Below are 14,650 nucleotides of genomic sequence, written 5' to 3' on the forward strand. Positions count from 1 at the left end.
TCAATGGACATCTTTGGCATTCCGCTTCCCGCGATGCTGAGCCAGTTGCTGCTCGGACTCGTGAACGGCTCGTTCTACGCAATTCTGAGTCTGGGCCTTGCGGTGATCTTCGGCCTGCTGAACGTGATCAACTTCGCGCACGGCGCGTTGTTCATGCTCGGCGCGATGCTCGCGTGGATGGGTTTCTCGTACTTCGGCGTGCCGTACTGGCCGATGCTGATCATCGCGCCGCTGCTCGTCGGCCTGTTCGGCGTACTGATAGAACGCTCGATGCTGCGCTGGCTGTACAAGCTCGATCATCTGTACGGGCTGTTGCTCACGTTCGGGCTGACGCTCGTCGTGGAAGGCGTGTTCCGCTCCATCTACGGCTCGTCCGGTCAGCCTTACGACGTGCCATCGGCGTTGTCGGGCGCGACCAACCTCGGCTTCATGTTCCTGCCGAATTATCGCGCGTGGGTCGTCGTGGCGTCGCTCATCGTCTGCTTCGCGACGTGGTTCGTGATCGAGAAGACACGGCTTGGCGCCTATCTGCGCGCGGGCACGGAGAACCCCAAGCTCGTCGAGGCGTTCGGCATCAACGTGCCGCTGATGATCACGCTCACCTACGGCTTCGGCGTCGCGCTCGCCGCGTTTGCCGGCGTGCTCGCCGCGCCCGTCATCCAGGTGTCGCCGCTGATGGGCCAGCCGATGATCATCACCGTGTTCGCGGTCGTGGTGATCGGCGGAATGGGTTCCATCATGGGCTCGATTCTCACGGGCCTCATGCTCGGCGTGATCGAAGGACTGACGCGCGTGTTCTATCCGGAGGCGTCGGCGACCGTGGTGTTCGTCATCATGGCGCTCGTGTTGCTGGTGCGTCCGGCGGGTCTCTTCGGCAAGGAAAAATGATGCAGAGAAAACTGCTCTACGGTCTGCTGCTGCTCGCGCTCCTCGCGGTGCCCGTGCTCGGCATCTATCCGCTCTTCGTGATGAAGGTGATGTGCTTCGCGCTCTTCGCCGCCGCGTTCAATCTGCTGATCGGATACACGGGGCTGCTGTCGTTCGGCCACGCGATGTTTCTCGCGTCGGCAGGTTACGTCACCGGTTATGCGATGCAGACGCTCGGCTTTTCGCCCGAGCTCGGCGTGCTTGCGGGCACTGCTTGCGCGACGCTGCTGGGGTTTGTCGTCGGCATCTTCGCGATTCGCCGCCAGGGCATTTACTTTGCGATGGTGACGCTCGCGCTCGCACAAATGGTCTACTTCGTGTTCCTGCAAGCGCCGTTCACACATGGCGAGGACGGTCTGCAAGGCGTGCCGCGCGGCAAGCTTTTCGGCGTGCTGGATCTTTCGTCCGACGTCGCGCTGTACTTTGTCGTGCTGGCGATCATGGTGCTCGCGTTCCTGCTGATCGTGCGGATCGTGCATTCGCCGTTCGGTCAGGTGCTCGTCGCGATCAAGGAAAACGAGCCGCGCGCCGTGTCGCTCGGCTACGATACCGACCGCTTCAAGTTGCTGGCCTTCATTCTCTCGGCGGGGCTTGCGGGACTCGCAGGGTCGCTGAAGGTCGTGGTGCAAGGCTTCGAAACTTTGAGCGATGCGTATTGGACGATGTCGGGCCTCGTCGTGCTGATGACGCTCGTCGGCGGCATGGGCACGCTGTTCGGGCCGCTGCTCGGCGCGGCGCTGATCGTGGCTCTTGAAGATCGGCTGGGCGACATCGGCAGCGCGCTCGCTTCGACGACGGGCGTCGAATGGTTCCGCTCATTGGGCGAATCGGTGACGATCGTGACGGGCGTGATCTTTATCGCCTGCGTGCTCGCGTTCCGGCGCGGGATCGTGGGCGAGATCATCGCGCGCGTTCGTCCGTTGCGCGCCTGAGCGGTGCAGTCCGGTTGCAGTGCATCGAATTACTTCGGCGTCCGATCTAATTGCGCTGCTTTGCAGTATGACCGGTCGATACCGCTTGAGCCCTTATTCACGTATCCTGCGGCAACGGCGCTTAAACGCGCCCCAATTTAGTGCCGCACTGCACCACTAGGGTAATTGCTAGTTGTGGCATGGGGGGTGCTCGTTTAACCTTCATGCAGTTCTGATGCACCACGAATTTGCAGGTGGAGAACGAGGAGACATGAGGCACTAAGTGCCCACACGAAAGCGCTGTTGGATTGATATCCAACAGCGCTTTTTATTTTTGTTTTCCAAATAGCGCCATTCAAATCTTTTGCTAACTCGGTGACCGTTTTATGTCGCCGACGATTCGCTCATTTGCCACGCCACAGCCCGTCAAAACGCTTGCGGCGTGCGGCTCGCCTCCGCTACACTCCTCATTCACCGACCGCTGGGTCGGGATTTAATTCACGAATTTAATTTGAATTGTTTTAACGGGGCACAGAGGAGCGGGATGAAGTCGGCATTGCGTTGGATCAGCGCGGCATTGGTCGCCACCGGAGTTTCGGCTGCATGGAGCGGCCCTGTATTCGCGGACGTGAAAATCGGCGTCACTGTCTCGGCAACCGGCCCGGCCGCATCGCTCGGCATCCCGGAGAAAAACACCATCGCGTTGCTGCCCAAGGAAGTGGCCGGGCAGAAGATCGATTACATCGTGCTCGACGACGCGACGGATTCCACGCAAGCCGTCAAGAACGCCCGCAAGCTCACCAGCGAAGATCACGTCGACGCGATGATCGGCTCGACCGTCGTGCCGAATTCGCTCGCCATGATGGACGTCGCCGCGGAAAACACCACGCCGGTTATCTCTCTGGCTGCTGCCGCAAGCATCGTCGAGCCAATGGACGCAAAGCGCGCGTGGGTCTTCAAGACGCCGCAAAACGACATCCTGATGGCCACCGCGATCGCGCAGCACATGTCCAACCAGGGCGTGAAGACGGTCGCGTTCATCGGCTTCTCGGACGGCTACGGCGAGAGCTGGTTCAAGGAATTCAGCAAGGCCGCCGACCTCGCGAAGATCAAGGTCGTGGCGAACGAACGCTTCGCGCGCAACGACGCGTCGGTCACGGGCCAGGTGCTGAAGATCATGTCGCAGAACCCGGACGCGGTGCTGATCGCAGGCGCGGGCACACCCGCAGCGCTGCCGCAGAAAACGCTCAGGGAGCGTGGTTACAAGGGCAAGTACTACCAGACGCACGGCGTCGCGAATAACGACTTCCTGCGCGTGTGCGGCAAGGACTGCGAGGGTACATATCTGCCGGCTGGCCCGCTGCTCGTCGCGGAGCAACTGCCCGATTCGAATCCGGTGAAGAAGAGCGCGCTCGCCTACAAGCGCGCGTACGAAGGCGCATATGGCGCGGGCTCGGTGTCGACTTTCGGCGGTCACGCATGGGACGCGGGTCTGCTGCTGCAACGCGCGATTCCTCTCGCGCTGAAGAAAGGGCAGCCCGGCACGCCGGCGTTCCGCGAAGCGCTGCGCGCCGCGCTCGAAGGCACGAAAGATCTGCCTGCATCGCATGGCATCTTCAACATGAGCGCGAACGACCATGCCGGTCTCGATCAGCGGGCGCGCGTGATGGTGCAGATTGTCGGCGGCAAGTGGAAGTTGTCCGGCGACTGAGCAAGGGCGAAGCAATAGTCGACCTCATACAAAAAGACGCGTGCAGTTGACGCGTCTTTTTTATTGCCTCGGTTGCTTTTTGCAGCGCTGTATCGACGCCGCGAGTGTGGTTGTGCGGCTTCAGGACAAACCCGCATTTGGGTTGCAGTCTATTGACCGTCGGCGCGACACGACGCAATACTACTAACATGTTAGTGTTTTGTGCACGCCAGTTCGGAAACGACATTTCAGGAATCGCAGCAGCAGGGAGTGACCTACAAGCGGCGAAGGCTATCTCGTTGAGCAGGGAAAACCATGCTTGGCACAGCCGGACCCTATAACTAGATTCAGACACCCGACCCACGAGTCGGATCACAGATACGCACTTCGGAGCGTTGGAGACTTGCAATGGCAATGACAAAGACAAAGACAAAGCAATGGGTACGGACTGGCATCGCGATGGCATTGATGTGCGGTGCAGGCGCGGCGTTCGCTCAGGTGAAGATCGGCGTGACGCTGTCGACCACGGGGCCGGCTGCATCGCTCGGGATTCCTGAGAAAAACACGATTGCGTTGCTGCCGAAAGAGATCGGCGGCAAGACGGTGCAGTACATCATCCTCGATGACGCGTCCGATACGGGCAAGGCCGTGCAGAACACGCGCAAGCTGATCGACGAAGATCACGTCGACGCGATCATCGGCTCAACCGTCACGCCGAATTCGCTGGCCATGCTCGATCCCGCATCAGAAGGCAAGACGCCGGTCATTTCGCTCGCGGCTTCCGCTGCGATCATCTCGCCGATGGACGCGAAGCGCGCATGGGCCTTCAAACCGCCGCAGAACGACAGCCTGATGGCCGACGCCATTGCCGAGTACATGGAGCATCACGGCGTGAAGACGGTCGGCTTCATCGGCTTCGCGGATGCCTACGGCGATAGCTGGAACAAGGTGTTCACAACCGCAGCCGCTGCGCACAACCTGAAGATCGTGACGAACGAGCGCTTCAACCGTACCGACGCTTCGGTGACGGGCCAGGTGCTCAAGACGATGGGTGCGAATCCCGACGCGGTCCTGATCGCAGGCTCCGGCACGCCGGCTGCGCTGCCGGCCAAGACGCTTAAGGAGCGCGGCTACAAGGGCAAGATTTATCAGACGCACGGCGTCGCGAATAACGACTTCCTGCGCGTGTGCGCCAAGGACTGCGAAGGCGAAATTCTGCCGGCCGGTCCGATCCTCGTCGCCGATCAATTGCCGGAGTCGAATCCGGTGAAGAAGTCGTCGCTGGCCTATAAGGCGGCGTACGAGAAAGCCTACGGCGCGGGTTCGGTCGCGACCTTCGGCGGTCATGCATGGGACGCCGGCCAGATGCTGCAACGTGCGATTCCGGAGGCTTTGAAGACGGCTCAACCGGGCACCGAAGCATTCCGCGTGGCACTGCGCGGCGCGCTGGAAAGCATCAAGGAACTGCCGGTCTCGCACGGCATCATGAACACGACCACGACTGACCACAACGGCCTCGACAAGCGCGCACGCGTGATCGTCGAGATCGTCGACGGCAAGTGGAAGCTGCAGAACGACTAATACAAAGCGACTCATAGAAAGCGGTACGCGCCTCTCGTGAAGTGCGGCACATGACGCCGCACTGCCATTCTGTTCGATGACAATGGCACCGACCGCCGCGCCGTGCTCCGGCGCGGCGGTCGTCTTTTTCCAGTTTCGATTTCGACGCTTCAGGACGAGGAAGTATGGATCTATCAATTGCGGCGATCCTCGCGCAGGACGGCATCACGACGGGCGCCATTTACGCGTTGCTCGCGCTCGCGCTGGTGCTGGTGTTCTCCGTGACGCGGGTGATCTTCATCCCGCAGGGCGAGTTTGTTTCGTATGGCGCGCTCACGCTCGCCGCGTTGCAAACCCAAAAGTTTCCGGCCACCTGCTGGCTGCTGATGGCGATGGGCGCGGCATGCTTCGTCGTCGAAGTAGTGGGATTCGTGCGGCACGCGGAACGGCGCCGGCATGCGGCGCGCACGCTGGCCGTACTGGTCGGCAAGTATCTGCTGTTTCCGGTTGCGGTTTATGCGCTGACGCAAGGTGTTTTCCTTCACCCTCTGCCGATGATCGCGCAGATCGCGTTGACGCTCCTGATCGTGATTCCGATGGGACCGTTTGTTTACCGGCTCGCGTATGAGCCGATCGCCGAGGCGACCACGCTGTTGCTGCTGATCGTCGCAGTGGCGGTGCATTTCGCGATGGTGGGCCTCGGTCTCGTGATGTTCGGCGCGGAAGGCTCGCGCACCACCGCGTTTTCGGACGCGACGTTCAACCTGGGCAGCCTGTCGATTTCAGGACAAAGCCTGTGGGTGGTCGGCACGGCGGTCGTGCTGATCGGCGCACTGTATCTGTACTTTGACCGCTCGATCTCCGGCAAGGCATTGCGCGCGACATCCGTGAACCGGCTCGGCGCGCGGCTCGTCGGCATCGGCACGACGCAAGCAGGGCGGCTCGCGTTCACGCTCGCCGCGGGCCTTGGCGCGCTGTGCGGCATTCTCGTCGCGCCGTTGACCACCATCTACTACGACTCGGGCTTCCTGATCGGCCTGAAGGGCTTCGTGGGGGCGATTATCGGCGGGCTCGTCAGCTATCCGCTGGCGGCGGCCGGCTCGATCCTCGTCGGTCTGCTGGAGTCGTACTCGTCGTTCTGGGCGAGCGCCTACAAGGAAGTGATCGTGTTCACGCTGATCATCCCGGTGCTGCTCTGGCGCAGTCTCGCCAGCCCGCACGCCGAAGAGGAAGAGGAGTGACGCGATGAAACGGATCATGAAAAACAAGTTCTTCTGGCTGTTCCTCGTCGTGCTGTTCGCGTTGCCGGTGTTGCCGCGGCCGATTCACGTTCCCGAATACTGGGTGACGCTGCTTAATTACATCGGCCTCTATTCGATCGTGGCGATCGGGCTCGTGCTGCTGACGGGCATCGGCGGGATGACGAGTTTCGGGCAGGCGGCGTTTGTCGGCATCGGCGCCTATGCGACGGCGTACCTGACCACGCGCTTCGGCGTCTCGCCGTGGCTCGCGCTAATCGCCGGCGTGTTGGTGACGGCGTTGATCGCGCTGATTCTGGGTCTCGTGACGATGCGCCTGTCCGGCCACTTTCTGCCGCTCGGCACGATCGCATGGGGACTCTCGCTGTTTTACCTGTTCGGCAATCTGGAGATGCTGGGCAAGTACGACGGCATCAACGGTATTCCGGTGCTGAACGTTTTCGGCATCGACCTTGAGTCTGGCCGCCATATCTATTACCTGATCTGGCTGGTCGTGCTCGGTGCCGTAGTTTCTGTTCAAAACCTGCTTAACAGCCGGCCTGGACGGGCGATCCGCGCGCTGCGCGGCGGCGGCATGATGGCCGAAGCAATGGGCGTGAATACGGCGTGGATGCGCGTCGTCATTTTCGTCTACGCGGCGGTGCTGGCTTCCGTGTCCGGTTTTCTGTACGCGCATTTGCAGCGGGCGGTGAATCCGACGCCGTTCGGACTGAATCACGGCATCGAATTCCTGTTCATGGCGGTGGTGGGCGGGGTGTCGCATGTGTGGGGGGCGGTGCTCGGCGCGGCCATCCTCACGGTATTGCAGGACTATTTGCAAACGCTGCTGCCGAAGTTGCTCGGCGAGAACGGCAACTTCGAGGTGATCGTCTTCGGCATTCTGATGGTGCTGTTGCTGCAATACGCGCGGCAGGGCGTCTGGCCTTTCGTCGCGCGTTTCTTCCCGCGTGGGCCGCGCGCGCATCTGCCGGATCACGCGGATCCGTTGCCGCAGCGCAGCAAGCCGACGGCCGGCGAAAGCCTGTTGACGGTGAACAAGGCGCGCAAGCAGTTCGGCGGTCTGGTTGCGGTGAACGACGTCAGCTTTGAAGTAAAAGCAGGGCAGATCATCGGCTTGATCGGCCCGAACGGCGCCGGCAAATCGACCACGTTCAACCTGGTGACGGGCGTGCTGCAAGCGACGAGCGGCGAAATCTCGTTCCGCGGCGAGCGGATCGACTCGCTCAGTTCACGTGAAATCGTCAAGCGGGGAATCGGCCGCACGTTTCAGCACGTCAAGCTGCTGCCGGGCATGACTGTGCTCGAGAACGTCGCAATTGGCGCGCATTTGCGGGGGCATGCGGGTGTCTGGCGAAGCGTCGTGCGCCTGAATGGCGTCGAAGAAGCGCGGTTGATGGCCGAGGCGGCTCGTCAGATCCGGCGCGTCGGACTCGAGCAGCACATGTACGACGAAGCCGGAAGTCTCGCGCTCGGGCAGCAACGGATTCTCGAAATCGCGCGCGCACTGTGCTGCGATCCGACATTGCTCCTGCTCGACGAGCCGGCGGCCGGCTTGCGATATCAGGAAAAGTTGCAGTTGGCGGACTTGCTTCGCCGGCTGAAGGCGGAAGGGATGAGTGTGCTGCTGGTCGAGCACGACATGGACTTTGTGATGAATCTGACCGACCGGCTAGTCGTGATGGAATTCGGCACGCGTATCGCCGAAGGTCTGCCGCAGGAAGTGCAGCAGGACCCGGCTGTGCTCGAGGCGTACCTCGGCGGGGTGGAGTAATGGAGAACGACATGAATGCAGCGGCACCGATTCTCGATGTGAACGGTCTTTCCGTGCGCTACGGCAAAGTCGAGGCACTGCACGGCGCGGCGATCAAGGTACGGGCCGGCCAGATCGTGTCGGTGATCGGGCCGAACGGCGCGGGCAAATCGACGTTGCTGAACGCGATCATGGGCGCCTTGCCGCCTACGGGGCACGCTAAGGGTGCGGTTGTCTACCAGGGCGAGGACGTCAGCGCGGTGCCGGTTGAGAAGCGCGTGGCTCGCGGCATGTGTCTGGTGCCGGAGAAGCGCGAGCTTTTCGCGTCGATGACCGTCGAGGACAACCTCGTTCTGGGCGCTTACCGGCGCAAGCGGGCGGGCGAGCGTAACTTCCTGGATCAAATCGAACCGGTCTTTGAACTCTTCCCGCGCCTGAAGGAGCGCCGCAAGCAGGCGGCAGGGACGTTGTCCGGCGGTGAGCGGCAGATGCTCGCCGTAGGGCGCGCGCTGATGGGCAAACCGGACTTGCTGATGCTGGATGAGCCGAGTCTGGGTCTTGCACCGTTGATCGTGAAGGAGATTTTTCACATCATCAGCGCGCTGCGCCAGACGGGAGTGGCGACGCTTCTGATCGAGCAGAACGCGCGCGCTGCGCTGCAAATTTCTGACTACGGCTATGTGCTCGAAACCGGCGAGTTGGCGCTGGAAGGGGCGGCGGCTGAATTGGCGCAGAATCCGCGGGTTATCGAGACTTATCTGGGGCTGGCCAAAAAGGCAGCCTGAGCGTTCTTTTCGAGAGTTCTTAAGCGGCGTGTTTCACGTGAAACACGCCGCTTTTTTTTGTCTTAGGCCATCCGGCCGAATTCGGGCCGAAACCGAACCCGTTATAATTCGCCCAATACTTTTCTCTTGAAGGCTCACGCGACGATCTGGCGTGAGATCCGCGATGCTTTTTCCCACAGAATTTGACGTAATCGTTGTCGGTGGAGGCCACGCCGGCACCGAGGCCGCTTTGGCCTCCGCGCGCATGGGCAATAAAACCTTGCTGCTCACGCACAACATCGAAACGCTTGGGCAGATGAGCTGCAATCCGTCGATCGGCGGCATTGGCAAGGGTCATCTGGTCAAGGAAGTCGACGCGCTCGGCGGCGCCATGGCGGCCGCCACGGACGAGGGCGGAATCCAGTTCCGCATTCTCAACTCGTCCAAGGGCCCGGCTGTGCGCGCTACGCGCGCCCAAGCCGACCGACTGCTTTACAAGCAGGCGATTCGTCATCGTTTGGAAAACCAGCCGAACTTGTGGCTTTTCCAGCAGGCTGTCGACGATCTGATGGTCGAAGGCGATCGCGTCGTCGGTGCGGTTACGCAGGTGGGAATCCGCTTCCGCTCGCGCGCCGTCGTGCTCACGGCGGGGACTTTCCTCGACGGCAAAATCCACGTTGGGTTGAACAATTACACGGGCGGCCGGGCGGGCGATCCGGCGGCCGTCTCGCTGTCGGCGCGTTTGAAGGAGCTCAAGCTCCCGCAAGGACGTCTCAAAACGGGGACGCCGCCGCGGATTGACGGTCGCACGATAGATTTCTCGCAACTGGAAGAGCAACCGGGCGACCTCGATCCGGTGCCAGTATTTTCGTTTCTCGGTCGGGCCGAGCAGCATCCGCGGCAAGTGCCGTGCTGGGTGACGCATACCAACGAGCGTACGCACGACATCATCCGCGGTGGATTGGATCGCTCGCCGATGTACACGGGCGTCATTGAAGGAGTGGGGCCGCGGTACTGCCCGTCCATTGAGGACAAGATTCACCGCTTCGCGTCGAAGGAATCGCATCAGATTTTCCTGGAACCGGAAGGGCTGACGACCAACGAGTTTTACCCGAACGGGATTTCGACCAGCTTGCCGTTCGACGTGCAACTCGAACTTGTGCGATCGATGCGTGGTTTAGAGCATGCGCACATTCTGCGACCGGGTTACGCGATCGAGTACGATTATTTTGATCCGCGCGGCTTGAAGGCTTCGCTGGAAACCAAGGTGATTAGCGGCTTGTTTTTCGCGGGCCAGATTAATGGCACGACTGGCTATGAGGAGGCTGCGGCTCAAGGGCTGCTGGCTGGCATCAACGCTGGTCTGTTCGTCCAAGGGAAGGACGCGTGGTGTCCGCGTCGCGATCAGGCGTACCTCGGTGTGCTGGTCGACGATCTCGTCACGCGCGGCGTCTCCGAGCCGTATCGCATGTTCACGAGCCGCGCCGAGTATCGGTTGAGCTTGCGCGAGGACAACGCGGACATGCGGCTGACGGAAATCGGCCGCGAGTTGGGCGTGGTGGACGAGGTCCGGTGGGACGCGTTCAGCCGCAAGCGCGACGCTGTTTCACGTGAAACAGAGCGGCTGCGGACAACGTGGGTGAACCCGAAGACGCTATCCGCCGACGAAGCGACGGCCTTGCTCGGCAAGCCTATCGATCACGAATACAGTCTGGCGGATCTGCTGCGTCGGCCCGGCGTCAGCTATGACGGCGTTTGCGCGTTGCGAGCCGGCGCTTGCGCCGCGCCCGGGACCTTGGCGGAAGACGAGGTATTGCTCGCTCAGATCAAGGAACAGATCGAAATCGGTATCAAGTATCAGGGCTATATCGACCGTCAGGCGGATGAGATCGAACGGAACGAGGCGCACGAGAGCACGCGCTTGCCGGAAGGCTTGGACTACGCGGAAGTAAGAGGGCTGTCGTTCGAAGCGCGCCAGAAGCTGACGCAATTCCGCCCGGAGACTATCGGTCAGGCATCGCGCATTTCGGGGATCACGCCCGCAGCCATTTCGTTGCTGATGGTGCACCTGAAGCGTGGGCTCGGCCGCCGCGCCACAAAGCCCGCGGAGCCGGGCGCCGACAGCTCGCCGGTGGCGCAATGACGTCGAAGCAGAAGGGCAGCGACCGGGAAGCGTTGGCGCAGCTACTCACGGACGGCACACGTGAGCTCGGTCTCCTCGACCTGAGCGACGCTCAACTTGGCAAGCTGCTCGACTACGTCGCTTTGCTGGGTAAATGGAACGCTGTATATAACCTGACGGCGATCCGCGATCCGCGACAGATGCTGATTCAGCACATTCTCGACTCGCTTTCCATCGTGCCGCATCTGGCGCTGCGCAATCCGCGCTCCGTGCTCGACGTGGGTTCCGGCGGTGGCTTGCCGGGGATCGTGCTGGCGATTGTCCTACCGGATTGCGGCGTCACCGTGAACGACATCGTTCATAAGAAAACGGCTTTTCAGGCGCAGGCGAAGGCCGAGTTGGGGCTCACCAATCTGTCAGTGGTGACGGGGCGCGTCGAGACCTTGCAACCTGGCGCCGAAGTGCCGGCAAAGTTCGACGTAATCGTCTCGCGAGCATTCGCAGAGCTCGCCGATTTCGTTACACTGGCCCGTCATCTCGTCGCGGAGCACGGCGCGATCCTGGCGATGAAGGGCGTGCGCCCGGACGGCGAGATCGAGCGCTTGCCGGCAGGCGCCCACGTGGAGCAAACGGTGCGGCTCCAGGTGCCGTTTCTCGACGCCGAGCGCCATCTGGTCACTGTTCTCGTCGACGAAGCCCGTCAGGCCTCGAAGTGACATTCGCCGCTCATCAGTTTGACCACGTAACTACATCTTCAGGCAGCAAAAGGGACATTCCAACGATGGCAAAAATCTTCTGCGTTGCGAACCAGAAAGGCGGCGTCGGCAAGACGACGACGACAGTCAATCTGGCGGCCAGCCTGGCAGCGCAGGGACAGCGAGTCCTTCTTATCGATCTGGACCCGCAGGGCAATGCCACGATGGGTAGCGGCATCGACAAGGCCGCGTGTGCGAACACCGTCTACGAAGTGCTGGTGGATGGCGTCTCGGTGGCTGATGCGCGCATGCGCCCGGAAGCCGTCGATTACGACGTGCTGCCCGCCAATCGTGAACTAGCCGGCGCCGAAGTCGAGTTGGTCAGCGTGCAGAATCGCGAGCGCCAATTGAAGGCCGCGCTTGCCGCAGTCGAAGGCGAGTACGACTTTATCCTGATCGACTGTCCGCCGGCCTTGTCGCTGCTGACACTCAATGGCCTGTGCGCCGCGCATGGCGTGGTGATTCCGATGCAGTGCGAGTACTTCGCGCTCGAAGGGCTGTCCGATCTGGTCAACACCATCAAACAGGTGCACGCGAATCTAAACCGGGACCTCAAGGTGATCGGTTTGTTGCGCGTCATGTTCGACCCGCGCATCACATTGCAGCAGCAAGTCTCGGATCAATTGAAAGAGCATTTCGGCGACAAGGTGTTCGACGCGGTGATCCCGCGCAACGTGCGTCTCGCCGAAGCGCCGAGTTATGGATTGCCGGGCGTGGTATTCGACAGGGCGTCGCGTGGCGCGCAAGCGTATGTGCAGTTCGGCGCGGAAATGATTGAACGGGTGCGCGCACTGAATGACGCGCCCCAGGCATCCTAAGCGGATCGAGGAAGCACGATGAATGCAGTAGCAAGAAAGAAGGGATTGGGCCGCGGCCTGGAAGCGTTGCTCGGCGGAAGCGCCGACATCACGGAGGCGGTGGCGATAGAAGGTGCGCCGAATGTGCTGCCTCTGTCGAAAATGCAGGCCGGCAAGTATCAGCCGCGCACGCGCATGGACGAGGGCGCGTTGCAGGAGCTGGCGGCCAGCATCCGCGCGCAGGGAGTGATGCAGCCGATCCTCGTGCGGCCGGTGTCGGCGGACAAGTATGAAATCATCGCAGGCGAGCGGCGTTTTCGCGCGGCGCGCCTCGCGGGCCTGGAAGAAGTGCCCGTGCTGGTGAAGGACGTGCCCGATCAGGCCGCGGCAGCGATGGCGCTGATCGAGAACATTCAGCGTGAAGATCTGAATCCGCTGGAAGAGGCGCAAGGCATTCAGCGCTTGCTCGACGAATTCGATTTCACGCACGAACAGGCGGCGGAATCGGTTGGCCGCTCGCGCAGCGCCGTATCCAACTTGCTGCGTTTGCTGAACCTTGCCACGCCCGTTCAGACGATGCTGCTTGCCGGCGACCTCGACATGGGGCACGCGCGCGCGTTGCTCGCGGTCGATGCCGCGACGCAGATCACGCTGGCGAATCAGGTCGTCAACAAGCGGATGTCGGTGCGCGAAACCGAGAAGCTGGTGGCGGCGACGACCAAGGCGGCGCCGGCGGTGAAGGCACGCGCGAACCCGGACGGCGGCCGGGATACGCGACGACTGGAAGAAGAACTGTCCGACTTGCTCGCCGCCACAGTGAAGATCAAGCTCGGTCGACGCGGCCGCGGCCAGGTTCTGGTCGACTTCGGCGATCTCGATGCGCTGGAAGGCATCCTGGTGCGCTTGCGCGGGAATGCTACGGCTTAGAGCAGAATCGTTTGCTATCAATCGTGGGCGGTGCAGAGAAATTAGCTGCACCGTCCAGATTTTCTTGGATTCCTAACTAATCCGGCATCGGCGACCAAAGATGGCGGCGCAAGACAAGAGCAGAACGCTTATCTCCGCCGCCAAGAAAAACGCATCGCGCCGCGCGGTCAAGTAAACCGCCCGTCATCGGTTGTTGCATTTTCGAGACGTCCCCTGCAACGTTTTTCGCGCCTATCTACAGTGAGAAAACTTGCCAGTTTGCGCATGCGTTTTGCCTCTGCCCGACAGCCTTACATTTAACGTGCTGCGCGTAGCCATGAAGGCTTTTCCACATCGCGAAGCGTCGTTTCGCACTGTTTATTGAACGGCCTAAAGTCTTGAATTGCCTGCAACTATCGCTTACAATCGCCCGGATTTAATTGCACGGCAACCCCGTAAGCGCAGCGAAAGCTCGCTGATCGGAACGAGACTTTCGGAACACTGCGATGGCGGTCAAAGCGTCGAATCGAGCGCCAAAAAATGGGCGCGGCAACGGGCGCGATGAACACCGCGAAGAGCGCACCGTGTCGAATGCCTCCACCGCTCAGCAAGTCGCGCGCGAAGAATCGTGGGACGCCGAGCAGGATAACAATATCGTTCCGCTCACGCGGGCCGAAGCAGAAAAGCTGTTTGGCCCGAATGTGAGTCGTCCATCGCGCGTTACGCCTTTCAAGGTCGTGGCAGCGCAAATGGTTTTGTCCCTGGTTGCAACGTTGGTGTGGTGGCTGTTCTATAAGCCGCCGGGCGCTGCTGCGCTGTCCGCGTTCCTGGGGGGAGCGATCTGCTGGGTGCCGGGCGCATTGTTCGCGGCGCGACTGAGAACACTGAGCGGCGCCGAAACAGTGATGAGCTGGGTGCTCGGCGAAGCGCTCAAGATGGGGGCGACGATCGCGATGTTTGTAGCCATCGCCTTCTGGTATCACGAGGTGCGCTGGGTTCCGCTGCTCGTGACTTATCTCATCGCGCTCAAGACGTACTGGATTGCCTTGGCGTGGCGCTGAGGAAGCAACAGGCAACTGCAAAGATTTGAAGCCGGCGCGTGGCGCCGGCGAGAGCGTGCGGATATGACACCATCCGCACCCGGCGCGTTCCCGCAATAGAGCTTTGCGGCGGGAACGGCCCAAGACGATTTTCGACAATTTGGGTGGC

12 protein-coding genes are annotated in these 14,650 nt (G+C 61.5%); all 12 read left to right on the forward strand.

Going from position 1 to position 14,650, the window contains the following annotated elements; all coding sequences use genetic code 11:
- Positions 1-3: 3 nt before the first annotated feature.
- The 12 genes from BGRAMDRAFT_RS21010 (at position 4) to BGRAMDRAFT_RS21065 (ending at position 14,502) form a co-directional block, all read left to right on the forward strand.
- Positions 4-888 carry a branched-chain amino acid ABC transporter permease gene (locus BGRAMDRAFT_RS21010; protein ID WP_006050831.1) on the forward strand — a complete coding sequence of 295 codons (885 nt, stop codon included), beginning with the start codon at positions 4-6 and terminating at the stop codon, positions 886-888.
- Positions 888-1,859: a branched-chain amino acid ABC transporter permease gene (locus tag BGRAMDRAFT_RS21015; protein ID WP_006050832.1), complete on the forward strand. Its 972-nt coding sequence runs from the start codon at positions 888-890 to the stop codon at positions 1,857-1,859. Before BGRAMDRAFT_RS21010 ends, BGRAMDRAFT_RS21015 begins: the two co-directional genes overlap by 1 nt.
- A 523-nt stretch (positions 1,860-2,382) precedes the next feature.
- The gene (locus BGRAMDRAFT_RS21020) at positions 2,383-3,549 is read left to right on the forward strand and encodes an ABC transporter substrate-binding protein (protein WP_006050833.1); all 1,167 of its coding nucleotides are present in this window, start codon (positions 2,383-2,385) and stop codon (positions 3,547-3,549) included.
- A gap of 387 nt (positions 3,550-3,936) precedes the next feature.
- Positions 3,937-5,109: an ABC transporter substrate-binding protein gene (locus BGRAMDRAFT_RS21025; RefSeq protein WP_006050834.1), complete on the forward strand. Its 1,173-nt coding sequence runs from the start codon at positions 3,937-3,939 to the stop codon at positions 5,107-5,109.
- Positions 5,110-5,273: 164 nt separating this feature from the next.
- The gene (locus BGRAMDRAFT_RS21030) at positions 5,274-6,329 is read left to right on the forward strand and encodes a branched-chain amino acid ABC transporter permease (RefSeq protein ID WP_006050835.1); all 1,056 of its coding nucleotides are present in this window, start codon (positions 5,274-5,276) and stop codon (positions 6,327-6,329) included.
- 4 nt (positions 6,330-6,333) lie between these two features.
- Positions 6,334-8,118, forward strand: coding sequence for a branched-chain amino acid ABC transporter ATP-binding protein/permease (locus tag BGRAMDRAFT_RS21035; protein ID WP_006050836.1), 1,785 nt, complete (start codon positions 6,334-6,336; stop codon positions 8,116-8,118).
- Positions 8,119-8,129: 11 nt separating this feature from the next.
- Positions 8,130-8,882 carry an ABC transporter ATP-binding protein gene (locus tag BGRAMDRAFT_RS21040; RefSeq protein WP_006050837.1) on the forward strand — a complete coding sequence of 251 codons (753 nt, stop codon included), beginning with the start codon at positions 8,130-8,132 and terminating at the stop codon, positions 8,880-8,882.
- Between the two features lie 163 nt (positions 8,883-9,045).
- Complete coding sequence (gene mnmG / locus BGRAMDRAFT_RS21045) at positions 9,046-11,004, forward strand: tRNA uridine-5-carboxymethylaminomethyl(34) synthesis enzyme MnmG (protein WP_006050838.1); 1,959 nt, start codon at positions 9,046-9,048, stop codon at positions 11,002-11,004.
- The gene (gene rsmG / locus BGRAMDRAFT_RS21050) at positions 11,001-11,699 is read left to right on the forward strand and encodes a 16S rRNA (guanine(527)-N(7))-methyltransferase RsmG (RefSeq protein ID WP_006050839.1); all 699 of its coding nucleotides are present in this window, start codon (positions 11,001-11,003) and stop codon (positions 11,697-11,699) included. The genes mnmG and rsmG overlap by 4 nt, the downstream gene beginning before the upstream one ends.
- Before the next feature lie 65 nt (positions 11,700-11,764).
- Positions 11,765-12,556, forward strand: a complete 792-nt coding sequence (locus tag BGRAMDRAFT_RS21055) for a ParA family protein (RefSeq protein ID WP_006050840.1) — start codon at positions 11,765-11,767, stop codon at positions 12,554-12,556.
- 18 nt (positions 12,557-12,574) lie between these two features.
- The gene (locus BGRAMDRAFT_RS21060; RefSeq protein ID WP_006050841.1) at positions 12,575-13,462 is read left to right on the forward strand and encodes a ParB/RepB/Spo0J family partition protein; all 888 of its coding nucleotides are present in this window, start codon (positions 12,575-12,577) and stop codon (positions 13,460-13,462) included.
- A gap of 485 nt (positions 13,463-13,947) precedes the next feature.
- Positions 13,948-14,502 carry an ATP synthase subunit I gene (locus BGRAMDRAFT_RS21065; protein ID WP_006050842.1) on the forward strand — a complete coding sequence of 185 codons (555 nt, stop codon included), beginning with the start codon at positions 13,948-13,950 and terminating at the stop codon, positions 14,500-14,502.
- The last annotated feature ends 148 nt before the right edge of the window (positions 14,503-14,650 follow it).

The sequence above is a fragment of the Paraburkholderia graminis C4D1M genome, from assembly GCF_000172415.1.
Taxonomy (GTDB): domain Bacteria; phylum Pseudomonadota; class Gammaproteobacteria; order Burkholderiales; family Burkholderiaceae; genus Paraburkholderia; species Paraburkholderia graminis.

Bases quoted from the DNA above. Each gene is read 5' to 3' on its own strand.
- BGRAMDRAFT_RS21010 (WP_006050831.1), top strand. From the start codon at position 4: ATGGACATCTTTGGCATTCCGCTTCCCGCGATGCTGAGCCAGTTGCTG.
- BGRAMDRAFT_RS21015 (WP_006050832.1), top strand. From the start codon at position 888: ATGCAGAGAAAACTGCTCTACGGTCTGCTGCTGCTCGCGCTCCTCGCG.
- BGRAMDRAFT_RS21020 (WP_006050833.1), top strand. From the start codon at position 2,383: ATGAAGTCGGCATTGCGTTGGATCAGCGCGGCATTGGTCGCCACCGGA.
- BGRAMDRAFT_RS21025 (WP_006050834.1), top strand. From the start codon at position 3,937: ATGGCAATGACAAAGACAAAGACAAAGCAATGGGTACGGACTGGCATC.
- BGRAMDRAFT_RS21030 (WP_006050835.1), top strand. From the start codon at position 5,274: ATGGATCTATCAATTGCGGCGATCCTCGCGCAGGACGGCATCACGACG.
- BGRAMDRAFT_RS21035 (WP_006050836.1), top strand. From the start codon at position 6,334: ATGAAACGGATCATGAAAAACAAGTTCTTCTGGCTGTTCCTCGTCGTG.
- BGRAMDRAFT_RS21040 (WP_006050837.1), top strand. From the start codon at position 8,130: ATGAATGCAGCGGCACCGATTCTCGATGTGAACGGTCTTTCCGTGCGC.
- mnmG (WP_006050838.1), top strand. From the start codon at position 9,046: ATGCTTTTTCCCACAGAATTTGACGTAATCGTTGTCGGTGGAGGCCAC.
- rsmG (WP_006050839.1), top strand. From the start codon at position 11,001: ATGACGTCGAAGCAGAAGGGCAGCGACCGGGAAGCGTTGGCGCAGCTA.
- BGRAMDRAFT_RS21055 (WP_006050840.1), top strand. From the start codon at position 11,765: ATGGCAAAAATCTTCTGCGTTGCGAACCAGAAAGGCGGCGTCGGCAAG.
- BGRAMDRAFT_RS21060 (WP_006050841.1), top strand. From the start codon at position 12,575: ATGAATGCAGTAGCAAGAAAGAAGGGATTGGGCCGCGGCCTGGAAGCG.
- BGRAMDRAFT_RS21065 (WP_006050842.1), top strand. From the start codon at position 13,948: ATGGCGGTCAAAGCGTCGAATCGAGCGCCAAAAAATGGGCGCGGCAAC.